The organism is Nocardia sp. NPDC057668, assembly GCF_042799795.1.
Taxonomy (GTDB): domain Bacteria; phylum Actinomycetota; class Actinomycetes; order Mycobacteriales; family Mycobacteriaceae; genus Nocardia.
This window is the reverse complement of sequence record NZ_JBHVIC010000005.1, coordinates 44,775-63,322: the sequence shown is the minus strand read 5'-3', so window position 1 is coordinate 63,322 and position 18,548 is coordinate 44,775. Positions and strand designations below refer to the sequence as shown.

Here is an 18,548-nt window from a genome sequence, read left to right as displayed (position 1 = left end):
TTCCTCCGAAGGCATGACCGTTAGGCGGCGAGCGTGCGATCGACCGCGGCGAGAATGCGGTCGGGGTCGGGCAGGTGGTGCCGTTCGAGCTTAGCGGGGGGATAGGGGATGTCGAAGCCGCCGACCCGCATAACCGGAGCTTCCAATTCATAGAAGCAGCTTTCGGTCACGCGCGCCGCGATTTCCGCGCCGAGACCGCCGAATACCGGCGCTTCGTGGACTACGACCAAACGACCGGTTTTGCGGACGGAGGTCTCGATGGTGTCGAAATCGATCGGTGACAGGCTGCGCAGATCGATCACCTCGAGCGAATGTCCCTCCGCCGCCGCGATGTCGGCCGCGCTCAGCGCCGTGGCGACGGTGCCGCCGTAGGCGACCACCGTGGCATCGTCCCCGGTGACACAGACGCGGGCCCGGTCCAGGGCCAATCCGCCATCGCGATCGAGCTGCGCGAAGTCGACCTCGGCCTTGTCCCAGTACCGCCGTTTCGGCTCGAAGAACACCACCGGATCGTCCAGTGCGATCGCCTGGCGGATCATCAGGTACGCGTCGGCCGGATTGCTCGGCGACACCACCCGTAATCCCGCGGTGTGCGCGAAATAGGCTTCGGGAGATTCGGAATGGTGTTCGACCGACCCGATGCCGCCGCCGAACGGAATGCGAATGGTGATGGGCGCGGTCACTTTTCCTCGTGTGCGATAGTGAATTTTCGCCACCTGGCACACGATCTGGTCGAAAGCCGGATACACGAATCCGTCGAACTGTATTTCGCACACCGGGCGCAGCCCGCGCAGCGCCATTCCGAAAGCTGTTCCGATGATGCCGGATTCGGCCAGCGGCGTATCGATCACCCGGTTGTTGCCGAAATCCTTCTGCAGAGTGTCGGTGACCCGGAAGACACCGCCCAGCCTGCCGATGTCCTCGCCCATGAGCAGGACCTTCGGATCGTCCTCGAGTGCCCGGCGCATTCCGAGGTTGATCGCTCCCGCGAAGGTGGTCTTCATGACCGGACTCCCTCCAGATAGGCGGCGTACTCGGCACTTTCGCGTTCGATCAGGGGGTGCGGGGTGGCGTACACGTGCTCGAACAGCGCACTCGGCTCCGGATCCGCCATGCCGAGGGTGGCGCTGCGCAGGCGGGCGGCCACCGCGTCGGCGGTCACCGTGACCTCCTGTGCGAAATCGCTGTCCCACAGCCCTTCTCGCTCCAGCAGCCGGTGCATCCGGTCGATCGGGTCGCGCCGGCGCCACAGCTCGATCTCCGCGGCCGCGCGGTAGCGGGTCGGATCGTCGGCGGTGGTGTGCGGGCCCATGCGATAGGTGATGGCCTCGATGAACGACGGGCCGCCGCCCGAACGCGCGCGCACGATCGCCTGCCGCGTCACGGCCAGGACCGCGAGGGCGTCGTTGCCGTCCACCTGCACCGCGGGAATCCCGTAGCCGGCGGCGCGGCGGGCGATCGGGGTGGCGCTCTGCACCCGCACCGGCGCGCTGATGGCCCAGTGATTGTTCTGGCAGAAGAACACCACCGGCGCGCCCCAGGACGCGGCGAAGCCGAGCGCCTCGGCGATGTCGCCCTGACTGGTCGCGCCGTCTCCGAAGTAGGCGATGGTGGCGATCTCCGCGCCCTCGAGCTGCGCGGCGTAGGCGTAGCCGGTGGCATGCAGGCCCTGCGCGCCGACCACGATGGCCGGATTGGTGATCTTGACCGCGTCCGGGTCCCAGCAGGAGTGCGCCACCCCGCGCCACAGGGTGGTCATCTCCTCGGGCGGTACACCGCGGCAGTAGGCGACCCCGGCCTCGCGGTAGCTGCAGAACGCGTAGTCGTCCGGGTGCAGGGCGTGTGCGGAGCCGATCTGGGCGGCTTCCTGGCCGAGCAGCGGGGGCCACAGGCCCAACTGGCCCTGTCGTTGCAGGGCGGTGGCCTCGGTGTCGATCCGCCGGGCGACGACCATGTCGGTGTACAGCGCGCGCAGGCGGTCACCGCCGATGTCGGCGACGAGCGGGGCGTGTACCCGGTCGTGGACGCGGCGTCCGTCGGGCTGGACGAGCTGCACCGGGTAGGGGATCTTCTCGACGTCGGCTCGTGTGGCAGGGATGCGCTGTTCGGGCATCGATATCGCCTCCTCGGAACACCGGGTACACCGTGGGCGCCGGGGGATCGTGTCCGGATCGGCGGCGGTGTGTGGCCTGTACCACACAGCATCCTCCGCTTGGCGATATGCGCAAGTACCAAGGTCAAAACTGAGCAGAATGCGCGGTTGTGACCCCAACCGGCGTGTCATACTGCCTCCCATGAGCAGCAGGGAACCCTTCACCGGCCCGCTCGACGCCACCGACGCCCGGCTGTTGCTGGAGCTGGTGGGCAACCCGCGCGCCACCGGCGTGGAACTCGCGGCCAGACTGGGGATGTCCCGGAACACCGTGCAGGCCAGGCTGACTCGCTGGGAAGCGGCGGGCGTCCTGGCCAGCGTCGAACGCCGCGTCGAGCCCCGCGCCCTCGGCTACCCCCTGGCGGCCTTCGTCGCCGTGGTGGCCGATCAGCACCGCCTGGACCCGCTCGTCGCCGCCCTGTCCGAGATCCCCGAGGTCACCGAGGTCTGCGGAACCACGGGCGCGACCGACCTGATCGTTCGCGTGGTGGCGGCGGACGCCGACGACCTCTACCGCATCGCCGGCCGGATCCTGGAGATCCCCGGCGTGGAACGCACCACCATGTCCCTGGTCATCCGCTCCCTGGTCGGCCCCCGCACCACCCCGCTGCTCGAACGCCTCGCCGGCGCCAACGGCGTCGCCGAGCTCGAATCCGACTGAACCCCGGACGAATTCGAACCCGATGCCGGATCGCGGGTCTCGCGGGTCCGACCGTGTCCTTCCGTGGCCGACGCGCGCCACCTCGGGATTTCAGTCCAGTTTCGGTCGATTGGCCACTGACCACGCCCCGACTGGACCGGGACTATGACCTGATGGGCACTTCCACCGGAACCGGCAGACCGTCCGACCGCACCGGGTCGGACGGCGCCGGGCCCGATGGCGTCGCCGCCCGTGTGACCACCGGTGACCTCGCCGTCGTCGGTGCACCCGGTGCGGAGAACTCGCCGGCCGGTTCGGTCATGCGAGCCGAAGACTCCGGGCAGTCCGCGGCTGGGCCACCGCTCTCCGATGTCGATGCCGATGTCCCCGCGGTGTCCGGCGCTGCGGCAGCAGCGGACCCGGCCGCCCGGCCCGGAGCACGGCCGCACGACCCCGGCCGGGTTCCGGCGGCCGACCCCGGGGTGGGGCAGCCGATCGGGGCCGGAATCGTCACCGCCCTGGTGGGATTCACGAGTTCGTTCGCGGTGGTGCTGGCCGGGTTGACGGCCATGGGAGCCACCGCGGCGCAGGCGGCGTCGGGGTTGCTGGCGGTGTCGGTGACGATGGGCGCGGGAATCCTCGTGCTGAGTCTGCGGTTTCGGATGCCCATCACCCTCGCCTGGTCGACGCCCGGGGCCGCGCTGCTGGCGAGCACCGGGGCGGTGGCGGGCGGGTGGCCCGCGGCCGTGGGCGCGTTCGTGGTGACGGGATTGCTGATCGTGCTGACCGGATTCTGGCAGCGCCTGGGCGCGCTCATCGCCGCCATCCCGGTCGAGATCGCGCAGGCCATGCTCGCGGGCGTGCTGCTGCCGCTGTGCATCGCGCCGATGAAGGCCCTGGCGGTCAGCCCGGCGGTGGTGGGCCCGGTCATCCTCACCTGGCTGGTGTTGCAGCGGTACGCGGCGCGGTGGGCCGTGCTCGCCGCCTTCGCGGTCGCGGCGATCGGCGCGGGCATCGACATCGCGGTGACCCATCGCGGCGTCGATGTCGCGGCCATGGCACCGCGGCTGGAATTGACCGTGCCGCACTGGAGTTGGCAGGCGCTGATCGGCGTCGCGGTCCCGCTGTACGTGGTGACCATGGCGGCGCAGAACATTCCGGGCACCGCGGTCATGAGTTCGTTCGGCTACCGCGTGCCGTGGCGCGCGGCCATGACGGTCACCGGTCTGGGCACCGTGCTCGGTGCGCCCGCGGGCGGGTACGCCATCAACCTGGCCGCCATCAGCGCCGCGCTGTCCGCGGCCCCGGCCGCACACCCCGATCCGCGGCGCCGCTGGATCGCCGCCGCCACCGCGGGTGTCACCTACCTGCTGCTGGCCCTGGCCTCGGGTGCGCTCGTCGCGCTGGTCGCCGCCGCCCCGCCGGGCGTCCTGGAAACCGTTGCGGGCCTTGCCCTCATCGCCACGCTGGCGGGCGCGCTCACCGCCGCCCTGGCCCCGCCGGAGCACCGCCTCGCGGCGGCCTTCACCTTCATGACCGCCGCCTCCGGCATCGGCCTGCTCGGCATCGGCGCGGCGTTCTGGGCGCTGGCCGCGGGCCTGCTGGTGCGCTGGTTCCTGAATCCGCGCGAACCGGTCGCATCGGCCGCGCCGAGTGCGAGTGTGAACCCCGCTCAGTAGGGTGAGGGTGTTCCATTCGGAGTGCGGATTCTGCGAAGAGGAGTTTGCGTTGGGCACGGTGCTGATCTCGGCCGAGGAGCTGCGGGAACGACTGGGCGGCGGTGATTCTCGGGTGCGACTGCTGGATGTGCGGTGGGCGCTGGGGGATCCGGATGGGCCGCAGCACTATCTGAACGGGCACATCCCCGGCGCGGTCTTCGTGGATCTGGAGACCGAACTGGCCGCCCCGCCGTCACCGGCGCGCGGGCGGCATCCCATGCCGGAGATCGGCCACCTGCAGAAGTGCGCCCGCAGCTGGGGCGTGCGCACCGGTGACACCGTCGTGGTCTACGACGCCACCGGCGGCATGGCCGCGGCCCGGGCCTGGTGGCTGCTGCGCTGGGCGGGCGTGCCCGAGGTGCTCATCCTGGACGGCGGGTTGCCGGCCTGGGAGCGCGCGGGCGGCGCTCCGGCCACCGGTGAGGAACCCGATCCCGCCCCCGGTGACGTGGTCCTGAACCCGGGCGCGATGCCCATGATCGACGCCGATGCCGCCGCCGGCTGGCGCGGCCTGCTGCTGGACGCCCGGGCGGGCGAGCGCTATCGCGGCGAGGTCGAGCCCATCGATCCGCGCGCGGGCCACATTCCGGGCGCGGTCAGCGCACCGACCGCCGAAAACCTCACGCCCGAGGGGCATTTCAAGTCCGCTGACGAATTGCGTTCGCGCTTCACGGAATTGGGCGCCGGGCCGGTCGCGGTGTACTGCGGCTCGGGTGTCACCGCGGCCCACCAGGTGGCCGCGCTGGCGGTGGCGGGCATCGACGCCGCGCTCTACCCGGGCTCCTGGTCGCAGTGGTCGCACGACCCCAAGCGCCCGGTCGCGACCGGCTAGTTCGCCGGGCATCCGCGCGCGACGCGTTGCAGCGCGGTCCTGTCCGCCTTGGTGACGGGCAGGCCGTAGTGCACCGCGACGGTCAGGTACTTGCCCGCGTAGAAGCAGTGATTGGCCCCGGCCGGCGGTAGCCACGACGCCGGGGTCCGATCGCTTTTGGCCTGGTTGGTCTTGCCGTCCACCGCAAGCAGATTCAGCGCGGTGTCATTGGCGAAGACCGTGCGCCGCGCGGGCGTCCACCCCGCCGCGCCCATGTCCCACGCTGCGGCCAGCGGATAGACGTGATCGATCTGCACCGCCTTGGCATCGGCCTTGGCGAAGACCAGCCGCCGCCCGGTGTACGGATCGATCAGCGTGCCGCCCACGACCACGCAGGTGCCCGCCCCGGCCCGGTAGGCCACGTCGGCGAGCTGCGCGGCCAGCACATTGTTGCGGGTGTCGCACCCGTCGTGCCCGCCCGGGCCGTCGTGGTCGTCACTCCACGCGGGCCCGAACACGCAGCCCTGCCCCGCTTTACAGCCGCGCTCGTAGCCACCCGGATGCGGCCGCGCGCTGACGGTCAGCACCCGGGACAGCAACTGTTCGAGCGTGGCGCGGGTGGGACTGCCCGGTGCGGGCGCGTCGTGTCCGCCCACCGCGGCACAACCGGATGCGGTGAGCGCCAGCAGAACCGCGAGCAATACGCGCACCGCTACACAATTACTCCCGCGTGCGGAAGTTATGGCGTAAGGACGCGGCCTCGCACCCCCGCGTACTCACGACATCGCGATGTACGGGTGGGTGAAACGGGGTGGAACAGAGCTACAACCAGGCGTGAGCGAGCAGATCGTCTGCCGCGGTCTCCGACAGCTGTGGTGGGAAGCGGGTGGCGGCGATGGAATCGGCGCGCACGCCGTCGTGGCCGATGAGCCACGAACCGCCCCGCTCTTCGCACTCGGCGATTTTGGCGAAGGTGGAAAGCAGGAAATTGATGGCGTCACGTGGATCGGCGACGCGGGCCAAACGCTGGGATTCGCCCGGACGGGACAGATCGAGCCATACGCCCGATTGACCGTCCAAACGCATTCCGACGATTTTCGTCGTGTCCACGAAGGTGAACTTTCGTCGCTCCCACGGCGTTGTCGGCGTGAAGCTCTGCTCGAGCACTTGGAGCAGAATCGTCATCTTCACGGCCTCCCTCGGTATCGAAATTGCCACGGCTCCGGAATGAGTCGCAGTGGATTATCAGGGTGCGCCCCGCCAGGCTGTCACTAGGCACAGCCGTTACCGCGATACGCGGTGACCTGGGGTTATTCCAGTATGTGCTGTCGGCGCGCAGAAATAAAGACCCGGTAGGGGTCGTGATTGAGCGGATTACGGAGAGAGTGCCCGCCGGGCCTGTCGGGCCGGGCTGCTTGGATGGGGCAATGCTGCACGGACTGTGGACGCCGGGGTCTGGCCTGGTGCTGTGGCACGACCCGGAAACGGCCCCGGACCCGTCCGGGCTGCCCGAGCCGACCGCGTCGATCGTCGCCGCCGCGAAGTTCCGTCATCGGGCGAACGTGCTGGTCCCGGGCCCGGACGGGCCGCGGGAGCGGGAGGTGCGGGCCCACGCGCTGGCCCCCGAGAAGGCCGTGCGGGTGCTGCTGAGCGAGTTGCCCGCGCCCGCCGTCGCAGGTGATCTGCGGTATCTGTCGCACGTCGCACACGGTGTGGATCGCTGGGTGCGTGCGGGTCGCATGGTTCCGGAAGTGCGCCGCGACGAGGGCGACTGGTGGGTGCGCTGGCGGTTGGTGGGCGGTCAGCGGCAGCGCGCGTGGCTCGCCGAGCTCGCGGTGGCCATGCCGGCGGCTTTGCAGACCGCAGGTCGCCCCGCCGAGATCCTGGAGAATCTGCTCGACGAGCTCACCGATCCCATGGTCCGGCAGCGGCTCGCCGCGCACCCGGACGTGGTCGAGACCGCGTCGCACCCGCTGCTGACCGCCCTGCTGGATGCCGAACCGCTGGAGGCGGGTTCGCCGCGGCTGGCCGCGGTCCTCGGCGACTGGCGCACGAGTCTGACCGTGGACGAACCGGAATTGCTGCTGCGCCTGCTGGAACCCGATACCGAGGACGACGGCGACGCGCTGTGGCGGCTGGAGGTGTGCCTGCGCACCGAAGGCGAAGCGCCGCAACCGGTCCTGCTGCCGGGCGATCCGCAGCTGGTGCGGATCGCGGGGGAGAAGCTGGCCGCGGCCAAGCTCGCCTACCCGCGCCTGCGGGATCTGCCCGGCGACAACCGGAGCATGGATCTGTTCCTGCCCAGCGAGGTGGTGCTGGATCTGGTGGCGCACGGCGCCGGCGCGTTGCAGGCGGCCGGGGTGCGACTGCTGCTGCCGCGCGCGTGGCGGGTCGCCGCGCCCGCGCTGCGCCTGCGGGTGCAGAGTCCGGCCGCCACCGAAACCGCCGTCGGGCTCAAGGGTTTGGTGTCCTTCCGCTGGGAGTTGGCGCTCGGGGACACGACGCTCTCACCCGCCGACATGGCGCGCCTGATCCGCGCCAAATCCGATCTGGTGAAGCTGCGCGGGGAGTGGGTGCAGGCCGATCACCGCATGCTCGCCGCGGCGGCGGAGTACGTGTCGGGGCGCGCCGCGCCGGTGTCGAGCACGATCGCCGGGCTCTTCGCCGAGCTCGCCGCGCAGCCGGTGGCCGGGGTGCCGATCGAGGAGGTGTCCGCGACCGGTTGGGCCGCGGAGCTTCTGGAGACCGAGCGCGGGTCCGAGTCGGTCGCCGAGCCGGTCGGATTGAAGACGCAGCTGCGGCCCTACCAGCTGCGCGGGCTGAGCTGGCTGGCCACCATGAGCAGGCTGGGCTGCGGTGCGATCCTGGCCGATGACATGGGCCTGGGCAAGACTGTGCAGGTGCTGGCGCTGCTCGTGCACGAGCGCGAGAGTGCCTCCACCACCGTGGATTCGGCAGCGGTGGGTCCGACGCTGCTGGTCTGCCCGATGTCCGTGGTCGGCAACTGGCAGCGCGAGGCCGAGAAGTTCGCGCCCGATCTGCGCGTGCTCGTGCACCACGGCGCCGGCCGGCGCTCGGGCGCGGAATTCGATGCGGCGGTGGCGGATTCGGATCTGGTGGTGACCACCTACGCCCTGCTGGCCCGGGACGTCGAGGAACTCAAACGGCAGTCGTGGCAGCGCATTGTGGTGGACGAGGCACAGCACATCAAGAACGCCGGCACCCGCCAGGCCCGCGCGGCCCGGCAGGTGCCCGCTCCGCACCGGCTCGCACTCACCGGCACCCCGGTGGAGAACCGGCTCGAAGAACTGCGCTCCATCATGGATTTCGCGAACCCGGCGCTGCTGGGCAAGGCTTCGGAGTTCCACGCGCGCTTCGCGGTGCCCATCGAGCGCGAACAGGATCAGAACGCGATCACCCGGCTGCGCGCCATCACCGCGCCCTTCGTGCTGCGCCGGGTGAAGACCGATCCCGCGGTGATCTCCGATCTGCCGGACAAGATCGAGATGACGGTGCGCGCCAACCTGACGGCCGAGCAGGCCGCGCTCTACCAGGCCGTGCTCGACGACATGACCGCGAAGCTGAAGTCGGCGAAGGGTATGGAGCGCAAGGGCGCGGTGCTGGCCGCGCTGACCAGGCTCAAGCAGGTCTGCAACCACCCCGCGCACTATCTGCGCGACGGCTCCACGCTGCTGCGCCGCGGTCATCATCGATCGGGCAAACTCGCACTGGTCGAGGACATTCTGGAGTCTGTGCTCGCCGACGGCGAGCGGGCGCTGCTCTTCACCCAGTTCGCCGAGTTCGGGGAGCTGGTCGCGCCCTACCTGACCGAGCGCTTCGGCGCCCAGGTGCCGTTCCTGCACGGCGGGGTGAGCAAACAGCGCCGCGACGACATGGTCACCCGGTTCCAAGGCGAGGACGGTCCGCCCATCATGGTGCTCTCGCTCAAGGCCGGCGGCACCGGCCTCAACCTCACCGCCGCCAATCACGTTGTGCACCTGGATCGCTGGTGGAATCCGGCGGTCGAGAACCAGGCCACCGACCGTGCCTTCCGCATCGGGCAGCGTCGGGATGTGCAGGTGCGCAAGCTCGTCTGCGTCGACACCATCGAGGAGCGTGTGGACGACATGCTGCGCGGCAAGAGTCAGCTCGCGGATCTCACGGTCGGCGCGGGCGAGAAGTGGATCACCGAACTCGGCGATGCGGAATTGCGGGCGCTGCTGGCCCTGGGCGACGCGGCGGTCGGCGAATGAGCTTCCCCGATTTCAGCGAATTCGGCCCGCGCCGGGCGGTCAAGGGCGCGGTGCCCGCCCGCAGTCGCGGCGGCGCGGCGTTCGCCCGCACCTGGTGGGGCCGTGCGTTTCTGGGCGCGGTGGAGCAGGTGGCCGACACGGGCCGCCTCACCCGCGGCCGGTCGTATGCCCGCAGTGGCCAGGTCATCAGCTACCGGCTCGACTCCGGCGCGATCACCGCGGAGGTGCAGGGCAGTCAGCCGCGCCCGTTCATCGCGGTGCTCACCCTGCGCGAGCTGCGCGACGAGCGCCTGGACGAACTCGCCGATCTGGTGCGCTCGACGCCGGGAATGCTCGGCGAGATCGCCGCGGGCACGCTGCCGCAGGCGCTCGCACCGCTGCTGCTGCCCACCACCGCCTCCGAACTCGACTTCTCGTGCAGCTGCCCGGATTCCGGCTGGCCCTGCAAACACGTGGCCGCGGTCTGCTACGTCGTCGCCGAGCGGCTGGACGAGCACCCCGACGATCTGCTCACCCTGCGCGGGGTGGCCCTGGACGATCTCATCGGCCAGGTGCAGCGCGAGCCGGCCCCGGCCGACCCGGTGGATCTCTACGGTGACACGACCGCCTGGCCCGCGCTGCCCGCGCCCGCCTATCGCGCGGCCCCGGAGGACCTCGACGCCATGCTGCTGCGCCAGGGCCTGCGCATGACCGCCGAGGACGAACAGGTCGCCGAATCCGGTCTGCGCCAGTTGCGCGCGCTATACCGGGCACTCGAAACCTGACCGCCGTGCCCGCCGGTGTTCGCCGTGCGGGTTCAGCGTGCGCGGCTGCGATCGGCTACGCCCGCGGGAGCGGTCCGGGGGGCCAGAGACTCGAATCGATAGTCGTTCATGTCGAAATGGCCTGCCCGCCAGGCGGCCTCGGGTGTGCTCATCGGGCGCAACGGCACATCGCCGTGCTGGTCGAAGTAATAGCTGTTGGAGAGCGCGCAACTGTCCTGCCAGAAGACCTGACTGCCGCGCCGGGCGAGCATTTCCCGGAAATACCTGTCATTGGCTTCGGCGGTGACTTCCACACGGGTGGACGCGTGCCGCCGGGCTCGGCGCAGCAGGCGCAGAATATGCCGGGTCTGAATCTCGATGAGCGCGAAATACGACGAGCCGTTGTAGCCGTACGGCCCGATTATGCTGAAGAAATTCGGGAACCCGGGCACACTGACGCCCTCGTACGCCTGCAATCTGTGGGTATTCCACCAGTCCTCGAGCCGGCCGCCACCGGTGCCGCGCAGGTCGAAGGTCGGCATATTGCCCGACTCCATCACTTTGAACCCGGTTGCCATGATGAGCACGTCGAATTCGTGATGCGTTGCCCCGGTGCGCAATCCGGTAGGGGTCAGCTCGGTGATGGGATCGGTTTCCAGGGTGACGTTCGCGCGATTGAAGGTCTTCAGATAGTCGTTCGAGAACGAGGGGCGCTTGCAGCCGAGCGCGTAGTCGGGGGTGAGCGCGGCGCGGGTCGCCGGGTCGCGCACCTGGTCTCGTAGATGAGCCCGCCCGGTGCGCTCACCGAGCTTGGCCACCGGCAGGACCCCGTAGTAGTGCGCGGCCAGCGGGAAGGTGAGTTCCACGAATGCCTGGCTGAGCCAGCGGGTGAGCCTCTGCCCGCCGGGCAGGCTCATCACGCGCCGCACCGCGCCGGGCACCGGTGCGTCCGGCCGCGGCAGGCACCAGATCGGAGTGCGCTGGAACACAACGAGTTCCGCGACCTCGGGGGCGATCTCCGGGATGATCTGCACCGCGGAGGCCCCGGTGCCGATGATGCCGACCCGCTTACCGCGCAGGTCCAGCTCGTGGTCCCAGCGGGCGGTGTGCACGACCGCGCCGGTGAAACTGTCCGCACCCGGGATCTCCGGCAGCTTCGGCCGGGTCAGCACCCCGGTCGCGCCGATGACGAAGCGGGCGGTGAGCTCGTGCCCGTCGGCGGTGCGCAGCCGCCACACGTGCACGGTGTCGTCGAAGTCCGCGCTCGCGATGGTGGTGTTGAACCGAATGCGCGGGCGCAGGCCGTATTTCGCCACGCAGTGCTCGGCGTAGGCCTTGAGTTCGTGCCCGGGCGCGTACACGCGGGACCAGTCGCGCTGCTGCTCGAACGAGTACTGATAGCTGAACGAGGGGATGTCCACGGCGATGCCGGGATAGGTGTTCCAGTGCCACGTGCCGCCCACGCCGTCCGCGTCGTCGACGAGCAGGAAGTCCTCGAATCCGGCCTTGCGCAGGGCGATCGCGGTGCCGATCCCGGAGAATCCGGCGCCGACGATGATGATCTCGTGGTCGACCACGGTGCTGGTCATAGGGTGTCCTCCGCGAAGATGATGCAGTCCACCCGATGCTCGACGCCGTCCACGGTGCGAATGCCGAGGGGTGCGAGCCGGGCGATGGGCCAGGTGACGAGGCTGCACCCGGCGCGTCGCAGCGCCGGGTAGTAGTGGTTGTGCAGGCGGACCCCGGCGGACGTGTCGGGCGTCAGTTGCCGTCGCTGCCAGCTGTCGCGCACCTGCAGCCGCAGGTTCGCCAGTGCGGCCAGGCGCAGCGCTTCCCCGGTGACGCGGCGCAGCAGCGAGTTCGGTGTGCTCGTGACCGTTTCACCGGCGAGTGGAGCCGAGGTGTGCGCGGGCAGCGGGCCCAGCAGGTCGGCGGGCAGCAGGCGTAGCAGGCGCGCCCCCGGCAGCGGGGGAGCGGGCAGCACCCAGACCGGATCGCGCTGGAAGACCGTCACGCGGCGGGCCCGCACGGCGACCGCGGGGAGCACGCGCGCGATCGCCGCGCCGCTGCCGATCACCGCGACGTGCAGGCCGGTGAGATCGTGGTCGTCGCGCCAGCGGGTGCAGTGGATCCGCGGCCCGGCGTAGCCGGTGCTCGAATCATGCTGCCGCGCAGCGGAGCTCATTTCGCCACCGGGTCGTAGGTCAGGCCCTTGGACCAGGCGGGCGGTTTGCCGAGCAGCCGGACCGGGAAGTGATCGATGGCCCGGTTCAGCGCGGTGTTGATGCCCTGGATCGGCTGCACCCCGTTGATGGTGGCGCGCCCGTGCAGGCGGACCACGTGGAACAGCGGCACGCGCTTGATGCTCGGACTGCGATCGCCCGCTTTCTCGTAGCGGCGCACCGCGTTCCAGAGCTTCTCCTCGTCCAGGCCCATGGCCATGATGTTCGCGGACATGCGCGAGAGCAGCGGGGTGTAGAGCAGCGCGCCCAGCAGCAGGGTCGGCCGCAGCGCGAAACCCGCGGTCTCGATGGCGATCCGGCGCACGGGACCGGCCCCGAGCTGTTCCAGGACCTGGAAGCCCACCGCCAGGTGCCGGGACTCGTCGCTGTTGATATGCCGGAAGACCTGGTGACACAGCGGATCCCGCACCTCGTCCAGCAGGAACTTCACCAGCGCGCCGTCGAGCGCGCATTCCAGCGAGGGGATGACCGTGCCCAGCACCGGTAGTGACAGTTCGTCGCCGTACCGGTCCAGCCATTCGATGACGAGCCGGATGTTCTTGTTGGGCTCGGGCATCGAATCGCCGTCCAGCATGCCCCAGCGCCGCATGAGGGCGAGTTCGGCGTTGGCGTGCTTCTGCTCCTCGGCGTGGAAGTAGCGGTAGATCTCCTTGAGCGGGCCTTCGGGCGCGCATTTGGTGAGCGCGGCGAAACCGCGCGCGCCCACGTGCTCGATCCAGACCAGGTCCGCCATGAAGGCCGCCAGCCGTGGCCGCTGCTCTTCGGTGATCAGCTCGGCTCCCGGTGCATCCCAGTCGATGTCGGCCAGGGCCCACTGTCGCTCCTGGATAACCGCGAGCATGTCGGGATAGGTGAACGCCATTGTTCAGCTCCTTGTCGGAAGTGCTACCGCACCAGCCGCTCCAGTAGTCCGGCGGCGCGGGTGTAGGACTCGGGGAGCAGTCGTTTGGACTGCCAGAGGAATTTGGCCTCCAGCTGCGGGACCACGTACAGCTCGCCGCGGTCCACGGCGTCGAGGGTGGTGCGGGCGATCGCCGCGGGCGGGCGGCCGGTCCAGCGCAGCAGGCGGTCGCCCCACAGCTGCACGGTGTCATCGCCGATCGAAACACCTTCGAGGATGCGGGTTTTCACCGCGGTCGGGCACAGCGCGGTGACCACGACGCCGGTGCCGGACAGTTCCGCGGCCAGCGTCTCCGACAGCGCCAGCACCCCGGCCTTGCTCACGTTGTAGGCGGCCATGCGCGGGGCGACGCCGAAGGCCGCGGCCGAGGCCACGTTCACGATCGCGCCGTGGCCGGCCGCGCGCAGGCGCGGGGCGAAGACGTGGCAGCCGTGCACCACGCCCCACAGGTTGATGTCCAGGACCCCATGCCATTCGTCCAGGGGCGTTTCGCCGATCACCGTGCCGCCCCGGCCGATTCCGGCGTTGTTGACCATCACGTCCGCCGGTTTGCCGAACCACTGCTCGGCGGTGTCGGCCAGCGCGGTGACCTGATCGAGGTCGCGGACATCGCATACGACATCGAAGCCCTTGCCACCCGCCGCGACGACCGCTTCGACGGTCTCGCGGGCGCGTTCGGCGTCGATGTCGGAGCAGATGACCCGCCCACCGCGGCGGCCCAGCTCGATCGCGAAGCCGCGGCCGATGCCGCTGCCCGCGCCGGTCACCACGGCATCCGCCTGCTGGGTGCGGCGAGAACCGCCGAAGGGATTGAGTCGCATGGGAACTCCCGGAGAGTGTGGTCCGGGGCAGTCAATTGGTGGCATCTGCCACCACTGGCCGCGCCTGCCACCAATTAGGCGCGTGATGGGGCAAAATGTCAACCATGAACGTGCGCGCACCGGCCCGGACCTGGGGCGGCCGAACCCGGGACGAACGCCGCGCCGAACGCCGCAGGCGACTGGTGACGGCGGCGCTGGACATCTGGCTCGAAAACGGCTGGGCCGCAGTGACCATGCGCGGGGTCTGCACCCGGGCCGGGCTCAACGACCGCTACTTCTACGAGCACTTCGCCGACCGCGACGAGCTGCTCGCCGCGGTCTGGGACGAGGTGTGCTTCGAGGTCTTCGGCGAACTCTCGGCGGTGGTCGCCGAGCACCTGGATCGTTCACCCCTGGACATCCTGGACCTGGCGATCGCCCGCGCGGTCGGTCTCCAGATCGACAGTCCCGCACGCATTCTCTTCGGCGATCACGCGGGCAGCCGCGTGTTGGAGGAACGCCGCAAATCCATGCTCACCGAGGCCGCCGATCTGCTCATCGCCACCGCCCGCCCCTACCTGCGCCCCGGGTGCGACGAGTCGGACCTGCGCATGGGCACCCTGATGGGCATCGGCGGCTTCGTGGAGCTGCTCACCGCCTGGCGCACCGGAGCCATAGAATCCGACACCTCCCGGATCGTCGACCACGTGTCCCGCACCGCCCACCTGCTCGGCACCCAGTACCTGGCCCTACCCGGCTGAGTCCACGGGCCTCCGCACCGCACACCCGTTCGGAGCCGAGTATCTGGCCCTGCCTGGTTGAGTCCCCGGGCCTCCGCATCGCGCACCTGTTCGGGGCCGAGTATCTAGCCCTGCCTGGTTGAGTCCGCGCGCCTTCGCATGCGCACCCGTGCGGGGCCGAGTACCTTGCCCTGCCCGGTTGAGTTTCCGAGCCTCCACAGCACGGCGGCAGTGAATTCGTCCGGGGGATAGCGGAGTTCGATGGCGAGGGCGGACACCCTGACGTAGGGCGCCGGCCACCCGCACACCGATATGGCCGAGGCCGCGCTGAACATCCCGCGATAAGGGCGAGGTCGGTGATGTCGGCACCGGTGAGGGTCGAGGTGAGCGAGGCGGTGACGGATGTGGGGTGGGGGCCTGCGTGGTGCGAGGGGCGCGCCGAGGGTCGCCGTGACGCTGAACAGGGCGCGCGTCAGCCGGGGTGCGAATCTGCGGTGGGACCTGGTCCCCGGTCCGGACGCGCGGGCTCGGAGCCGACGGCCGGCAGGAGCGCATTGTGTTCGTGCAGTGAGATATCCGGGGTTTCGCACAGTCGCGGCACTATGTCCCGACTTGGCGTTCGTAGCCGTCTTCGGGCACCGTTCCCTCCGCTGAACCACCGCGCGGAGACCTTCGGCGTTCCCCCGCCGTGCGCGGGTGCGCGCGCATACTCGGTGGCATGGCCGGTGATCGTTCTGTGGGCGTGGCTTTGGCGCGGTTGGTCGAGCGGGGGGTGCTGACCGCGGGGCAGCGGGACGCCGTGGTGGCGGAGATCGACCGGGAGCGGGATTCGCGGGGGTCGGGGGTGCGGTGGGGGGGCGGAGGTCGCGGCCTATGCGGGGGCGGGGCTGGTGCTGGGCGGGGTTGTGCTGCTGCTGGATTCGGCTTGGGAGGATCTGGGGCGGGTCGCGCAGCTCGGGGTCATGGCGGTGGTGATCGCCGGATTGATCGCCGGGGGGTACCTGGTGGCGGGCGGGCGCGCCGGATTGTTCCGCGGGTTCGATACGGGGCGGACCGTGCGCCGGGAAGTGGACTCCGGCTCGGGAAGGAAGGAATCCGCTCCGGCGGGAATCGGTGGCGCGACGGCGGAACCCGGCGGTCCGCGCGAGGAATCCGGTGGTCCGCGTGGGGAATCCGACGGTGTGCGCGGGGATCCCGGTGTTCCGCGTGGGGAATCCGGCGGTGCGCGTGGGGAATCCGGTGGTGTGCCGGCCGCGCTCGAACCCACTTCCGGCGGGGGCGGGGCCAGCTCTCCGGGGCCGGGTACCTCGCGGGGGCGGCTCGGGTCGGCGCTGTTCGCGTTGGCGGCCGGGTGTGTGGCCGTGTTCGTGGGGATCGCGGTGAACGGGGAGCCGGGGGACGTGTGGGTGTGGCCGGTCGTGGCGGGGCTGGTGGCGGCCGTCGTGGGGTACGTGGCGTTGCCCTCGGTGGTGGGGCTGCTGGTCTGTGCGGGGTTCGCGCCTGCCGCCTGGGTGGGGGTATTGGACGCGGCGGGGGGATCGCACGACGTCGTTTTCGGGGCGGGACTGCTCGTGCTGGCCGGGATCTGGTTCGGGGTCGCGTATTTCGGGTTCGCCGTGCCGGCGTGGGCGGGGTACGCGGCGGGGATCGTGACGGGGTTGATCGGCGCGCAGACGGCCGGGGACGCGGGGCGGCCGTGGGCCTACGGGCTCACGGGGCTGGTGGCGGTGGCGTGTTTCGCGCTGTACCGCGTGCGGCGGAGCGCGGTGCTGGTGCTCGGTGGCGCGCTGGCGCTGGCCATCGGCGTGTCCACGGCGGTGTGGGACTGGACCGGCGGCACCGCGGCCGCGTTCGTGATCGTCCTGCTGGTGGGCGCGGTCGTGCTCGGTGCGGGTGTCGCCCTGCTCGTCCGGGAGCGGGGCGACACCGGCACGCCGGGTTAGAGGCCGGTGACCCCGTACACCCGCTGGGCGTTGACCCGGAACACCTGTTCCAGCGCCTTCTCGTCGGCGCCGTGCGCGGTGAGCGCGGTCGCCACCGCCTCGGCCGCGTTGCCGATACTCGTGATCGGCTTGTCCACCGGGAAATTCGACCCCCAGATCAGCCGATCCGCGCCGAATACCTCGAGCGCGTGCCCGACCATCGGCGAAATGCGTTCCAGCAGCACCGGTACCGGGGTGGGCCGGCCGCGCGGCGGCACCGGATGCCCGAGGATCGGCATCATCAGCCCGCTGACCTTCGCCACCACGTTCGCATGCGTGGCCAGTTCGGCGATATCGTCCCGCCAGCGCAGGAACAGCTCCCGGCGCTGCCCGGGATTGCGCCCGGTGTGCTTGCCCACCGGCCCGAAAATGCCCGCGGGCGTGGCGAGATGGTTCAGCACGATGGTGGCGTCGGGATACCGCCCGGCCAGCGCGGTCACCTCGGGCAGCTGCCCGGAGTACACCCACGCCTCGAAGGACAGCCCGCGTTCGGCCAGCGCCGCGAAACCGTCCAGGAAGCGCGGGTCGGTCAGCCGGCCCGGCGCCTTGTTGTGCGCTCGCACAGCGGGATCCGGGTGGTACTCCACGCGCGTGCGAATCCCCCGGAACAGCGGTGAGGCCGCCCGGTGCGCGTCGAGCAGTTCGGCGAAATCCGGTGCGGACGGATCGCCCGCGCCGATGATCGCGCCCAGCGCCGGGGTGTCCACCCCGAACGGCAGGCTCGCCACCCAGCGCGTTTCCGCGACCGGCGCCAGCGGTCCCCTACCCGACCACTCCACCTCGATGTGCACGATCGCTTCCACCGGCACGTCGCCGGCGTCGTCGCGATACTGCGCGGGCAGATACGGCTGGACGAAGGGTGCGGGGTCGCCGACGAATTCGCGATCACGCCGGGGCGCGACTCTCTTGGCCCAGTCGATGGGTACCGGAACGTATCGGAAGAGCTTGGCCAATGAACTGAACTCGCGCGGGGTGCTGAGCGGATCCCACTGGTGGATATGCGCGTCGACGACTGTCATTCCCGCAAGGTCCATCTTGTCCCTTCCGTCCGGGTCGGTCTGCCCCCGGATTGTTCCACGCGCCCTCGCGCCCGGTGGCTCGAATCGACAGGAGCCGAACGGGAACGGCGGTGCGCGGTTCAGCTCAGCTCGTAATCCAGCCGAATACGGTGGGTGCCGTCGGCGTCGATCTCGATGTCGCCGGTGCCGGTGATGCCCGCCAGTTCGCCGGTGCCGCTGCCCGGCACGATGACGAAGAACGGGGCGCTGCGATCGGAGCCGGTGGTGGTCGCCGAATGCGCGAAGTTGAAGCTGCCCGGCCGCCCGTTCAGGGTGCCCTCGAACGACTCCAGCGCGAGATAGGTGCCCGCGCCGGTGTTCTGATCGAAGGCGGAGGTGAACAGCGTCGACGCGCGGCCGGCGATGTCGCCCTCGAAGAGCTTCTCCATGACCGCCGCGCCGACCGGGGCCGCCGTGGCGATCCGCGGCTCGAGCACGAGCTCGGTCGGAGTGAACGATTTGACGCTGAAAGTTCCCTGTGCCTGCACGAATCCGAGCCTAGCCAGC

At 70.4% G+C, this 18,548-nt stretch carries 17 protein-coding genes; 7 read left to right on the top strand and 10 right to left on the bottom strand.

All coding sequences use genetic code 11. The annotated features are described in order from the left end of the window. Window positions 1-20: 20 nt before the first annotated feature. Together ACFVBH_RS27870 and pdhA are read right to left on the bottom strand one after the other, a co-directional pair. The gene (locus ACFVBH_RS27870) at window positions 21-1,004 is read right to left on the bottom strand and encodes an alpha-ketoacid dehydrogenase subunit beta (protein ID WP_354986795.1); all 984 of its coding nucleotides are present in this window, start codon (window positions 1,002-1,004) and stop codon (window positions 21-23) included. Beyond that, window positions 1,001-2,113, bottom strand: coding sequence for a pyruvate dehydrogenase (acetyl-transferring) E1 component subunit alpha (gene pdhA, locus ACFVBH_RS27865; RefSeq protein ID WP_354986796.1), 1,113 nt, complete (start codon window positions 2,111-2,113; stop codon window positions 1,001-1,003). The genes ACFVBH_RS27870 and pdhA overlap by 4 nt, the downstream gene beginning before the upstream one ends. Window positions 2,114-2,294: 181 nt before the next feature. Between pdhA and ACFVBH_RS27860 the strand changes: the two genes are divergently transcribed. From ACFVBH_RS27860 to ACFVBH_RS27850, 3 genes are all read left to right on the top strand, one after another. Beyond that, the gene (locus tag ACFVBH_RS27860; protein WP_379005984.1) at window positions 2,295-2,813 is read left to right on the top strand and encodes an Lrp/AsnC family transcriptional regulator; all 519 of its coding nucleotides are present in this window, start codon (window positions 2,295-2,297) and stop codon (window positions 2,811-2,813) included. 152 nt (window positions 2,814-2,965) lie between these two features. After that, a complete protein-coding gene (locus ACFVBH_RS27855; RefSeq protein ID WP_379005982.1) occupies window positions 2,966-4,471 on the top strand; it encodes a benzoate/H(+) symporter BenE family transporter in 1,506 nt (501 codons plus the stop codon). 61 nt (window positions 4,472-4,532) lie between these two features. Continuing rightward, window positions 4,533-5,342 carry a sulfurtransferase gene (locus ACFVBH_RS27850; protein ID WP_379006915.1) on the top strand — a complete coding sequence of 270 codons (810 nt, stop codon included), beginning with the start codon at window positions 4,533-4,535 and terminating at the stop codon, window positions 5,340-5,342. Here the strand turns inward: ACFVBH_RS27850 and ACFVBH_RS27845 are convergent. After that, a complete protein-coding gene (locus ACFVBH_RS27845) occupies window positions 5,339-6,031 on the bottom strand; it encodes an HNH endonuclease family protein (protein ID WP_379005980.1) in 693 nt (230 codons plus the stop codon). The genes ACFVBH_RS27850 and ACFVBH_RS27845 overlap by 4 nt on opposite strands. Window positions 6,032-6,143: 112 nt before the next feature. Further along, window positions 6,144-6,506: a hypothetical protein gene (locus ACFVBH_RS27840; RefSeq protein ID WP_354986800.1), complete on the bottom strand. Its 363-nt coding sequence runs from the start codon at window positions 6,504-6,506 to the stop codon at window positions 6,144-6,146. A gap of 242 nt (window positions 6,507-6,748) precedes the next feature. Between ACFVBH_RS27840 and ACFVBH_RS27835 the strand changes: the two genes are divergently transcribed. Together ACFVBH_RS27835 and ACFVBH_RS27830 are read left to right on the top strand one after the other, a co-directional pair. Continuing rightward, window positions 6,749-9,574, top strand: coding sequence for a DEAD/DEAH box helicase (locus tag ACFVBH_RS27835; RefSeq protein WP_379005977.1), 2,826 nt, complete (start codon window positions 6,749-6,751; stop codon window positions 9,572-9,574). Continuing rightward, on the top strand, window positions 9,571-10,338 hold the full coding sequence (locus ACFVBH_RS27830) for an SWIM zinc finger family protein (protein WP_379005975.1): 768 nt from the start codon (window positions 9,571-9,573) through the stop codon (window positions 10,336-10,338). The genes ACFVBH_RS27835 and ACFVBH_RS27830 overlap by 4 nt, the downstream gene beginning before the upstream one ends. Before the next feature lie 32 nt (window positions 10,339-10,370). On the opposite strand, the gene ACFVBH_RS27825 is transcribed toward ACFVBH_RS27830, so the two are convergent. The 4 genes from ACFVBH_RS27825 to ACFVBH_RS27810 are packed head-to-tail and all read right to left on the bottom strand — an operon-like array spanning window position 10,371 to window position 14,282. Then, window positions 10,371-11,906, bottom strand: a complete 1,536-nt coding sequence (locus ACFVBH_RS27825; RefSeq protein ID WP_379005972.1) for a flavin-containing monooxygenase — start codon at window positions 11,904-11,906, stop codon at window positions 10,371-10,373. After that, on the bottom strand, window positions 11,903-12,502 hold the full coding sequence (locus ACFVBH_RS27820) for a hypothetical protein (RefSeq protein WP_379005970.1): 600 nt from the start codon (window positions 12,500-12,502) through the stop codon (window positions 11,903-11,905). Before ACFVBH_RS27820 ends, ACFVBH_RS27825 begins: the two co-directional genes overlap by 4 nt. Beyond that, the gene (locus tag ACFVBH_RS27815) at window positions 12,499-13,422 is read right to left on the bottom strand and encodes a ferritin-like domain-containing protein (RefSeq protein ID WP_354986805.1); all 924 of its coding nucleotides are present in this window, start codon (window positions 13,420-13,422) and stop codon (window positions 12,499-12,501) included. Before ACFVBH_RS27815 ends, ACFVBH_RS27820 begins: the two co-directional genes overlap by 4 nt. A 23-nt stretch (window positions 13,423-13,445) precedes the next feature. Further along, window positions 13,446-14,282, bottom strand: coding sequence for an SDR family NAD(P)-dependent oxidoreductase (locus tag ACFVBH_RS27810; RefSeq protein ID WP_379005967.1), 837 nt, complete (start codon window positions 14,280-14,282; stop codon window positions 13,446-13,448). A 104-nt stretch (window positions 14,283-14,386) separates the two neighbouring features. Here ACFVBH_RS27810 and ACFVBH_RS27805 point away from each other — a divergent pair, with 104 nt between their 5' ends. Further along, window positions 14,387-15,022, top strand: a complete 636-nt coding sequence (locus ACFVBH_RS27805; RefSeq protein WP_354986807.1) for a TetR/AcrR family transcriptional regulator — start codon at window positions 14,387-14,389, stop codon at window positions 15,020-15,022. 869 nt (window positions 15,023-15,891) lie between these two features. Further along, on the top strand, window positions 15,892-16,944 hold the full coding sequence (locus tag ACFVBH_RS27800) for a hypothetical protein (RefSeq protein ID WP_379005965.1): 1,053 nt from the start codon (window positions 15,892-15,894) through the stop codon (window positions 16,942-16,944). Here ACFVBH_RS27800 and ACFVBH_RS27795 read toward each other — a convergent pair. Then, window positions 16,941-18,002, bottom strand: a complete 1,062-nt coding sequence (locus ACFVBH_RS27795) for an amidohydrolase family protein (protein WP_379005963.1) — start codon at window positions 18,000-18,002, stop codon at window positions 16,941-16,943. The two genes, ACFVBH_RS27800 and ACFVBH_RS27795, sit on opposite strands and share 4 nt — an antisense overlap. Before the next feature lie 119 nt (window positions 18,003-18,121). Next, a complete protein-coding gene (locus ACFVBH_RS27790) occupies window positions 18,122-18,529 on the bottom strand; it encodes a DUF3224 domain-containing protein (protein ID WP_354986810.1) in 408 nt (135 codons plus the stop codon). Window positions 18,530-18,548: the final 19 nt, after the last annotated feature.

Coding starts and splice junctions, on each gene's coding strand:
- ACFVBH_RS27870 (WP_354986795.1), bottom strand. CDS start 1,004: ATGAAGACCACCTTCGCGGGAGCGATCAACCTCGGAATGCGCCGGGCA.
- pdhA (WP_354986796.1), bottom strand. CDS start 2,113: ATGCCCGAACAGCGCATCCCTGCCACACGAGCCGACGTCGAGAAGATC.
- ACFVBH_RS27860 (WP_379005984.1), top strand. CDS start 2,295: ATGAGCAGCAGGGAACCCTTCACCGGCCCGCTCGACGCCACCGACGCC.
- ACFVBH_RS27855 (WP_379005982.1), top strand. CDS start 2,966: ATGGGCACTTCCACCGGAACCGGCAGACCGTCCGACCGCACCGGGTCG.
- ACFVBH_RS27840 (WP_354986800.1), bottom strand. CDS start 6,506: ATGACGATTCTGCTCCAAGTGCTCGAGCAGAGCTTCACGCCGACAACG.
- ACFVBH_RS27835 (WP_379005977.1), top strand. CDS start 6,749: ATGCTGCACGGACTGTGGACGCCGGGGTCTGGCCTGGTGCTGTGGCAC.
- ACFVBH_RS27830 (WP_379005975.1), top strand. CDS start 9,571: ATGAGCTTCCCCGATTTCAGCGAATTCGGCCCGCGCCGGGCGGTCAAG.
- ACFVBH_RS27825 (WP_379005972.1), bottom strand. CDS start 11,906: ATGACCAGCACCGTGGTCGACCACGAGATCATCATCGTCGGCGCCGGA.
- ACFVBH_RS27820 (WP_379005970.1), bottom strand. CDS start 12,502: ATGAGCTCCGCTGCGCGGCAGCATGATTCGAGCACCGGCTACGCCGGG.
- ACFVBH_RS27815 (WP_354986805.1), bottom strand. CDS start 13,422: ATGGCGTTCACCTATCCCGACATGCTCGCGGTTATCCAGGAGCGACAG.
- ACFVBH_RS27810 (WP_379005967.1), bottom strand. CDS start 14,282: ATGCGACTCAATCCCTTCGGCGGTTCTCGCCGCACCCAGCAGGCGGAT.
- ACFVBH_RS27805 (WP_354986807.1), top strand. CDS start 14,387: ATGAACGTGCGCGCACCGGCCCGGACCTGGGGCGGCCGAACCCGGGAC.
- ACFVBH_RS27795 (WP_379005963.1), bottom strand. CDS start 18,002: ATGACAGTCGTCGACGCGCATATCCACCAGTGGGATCCGCTCAGCACC.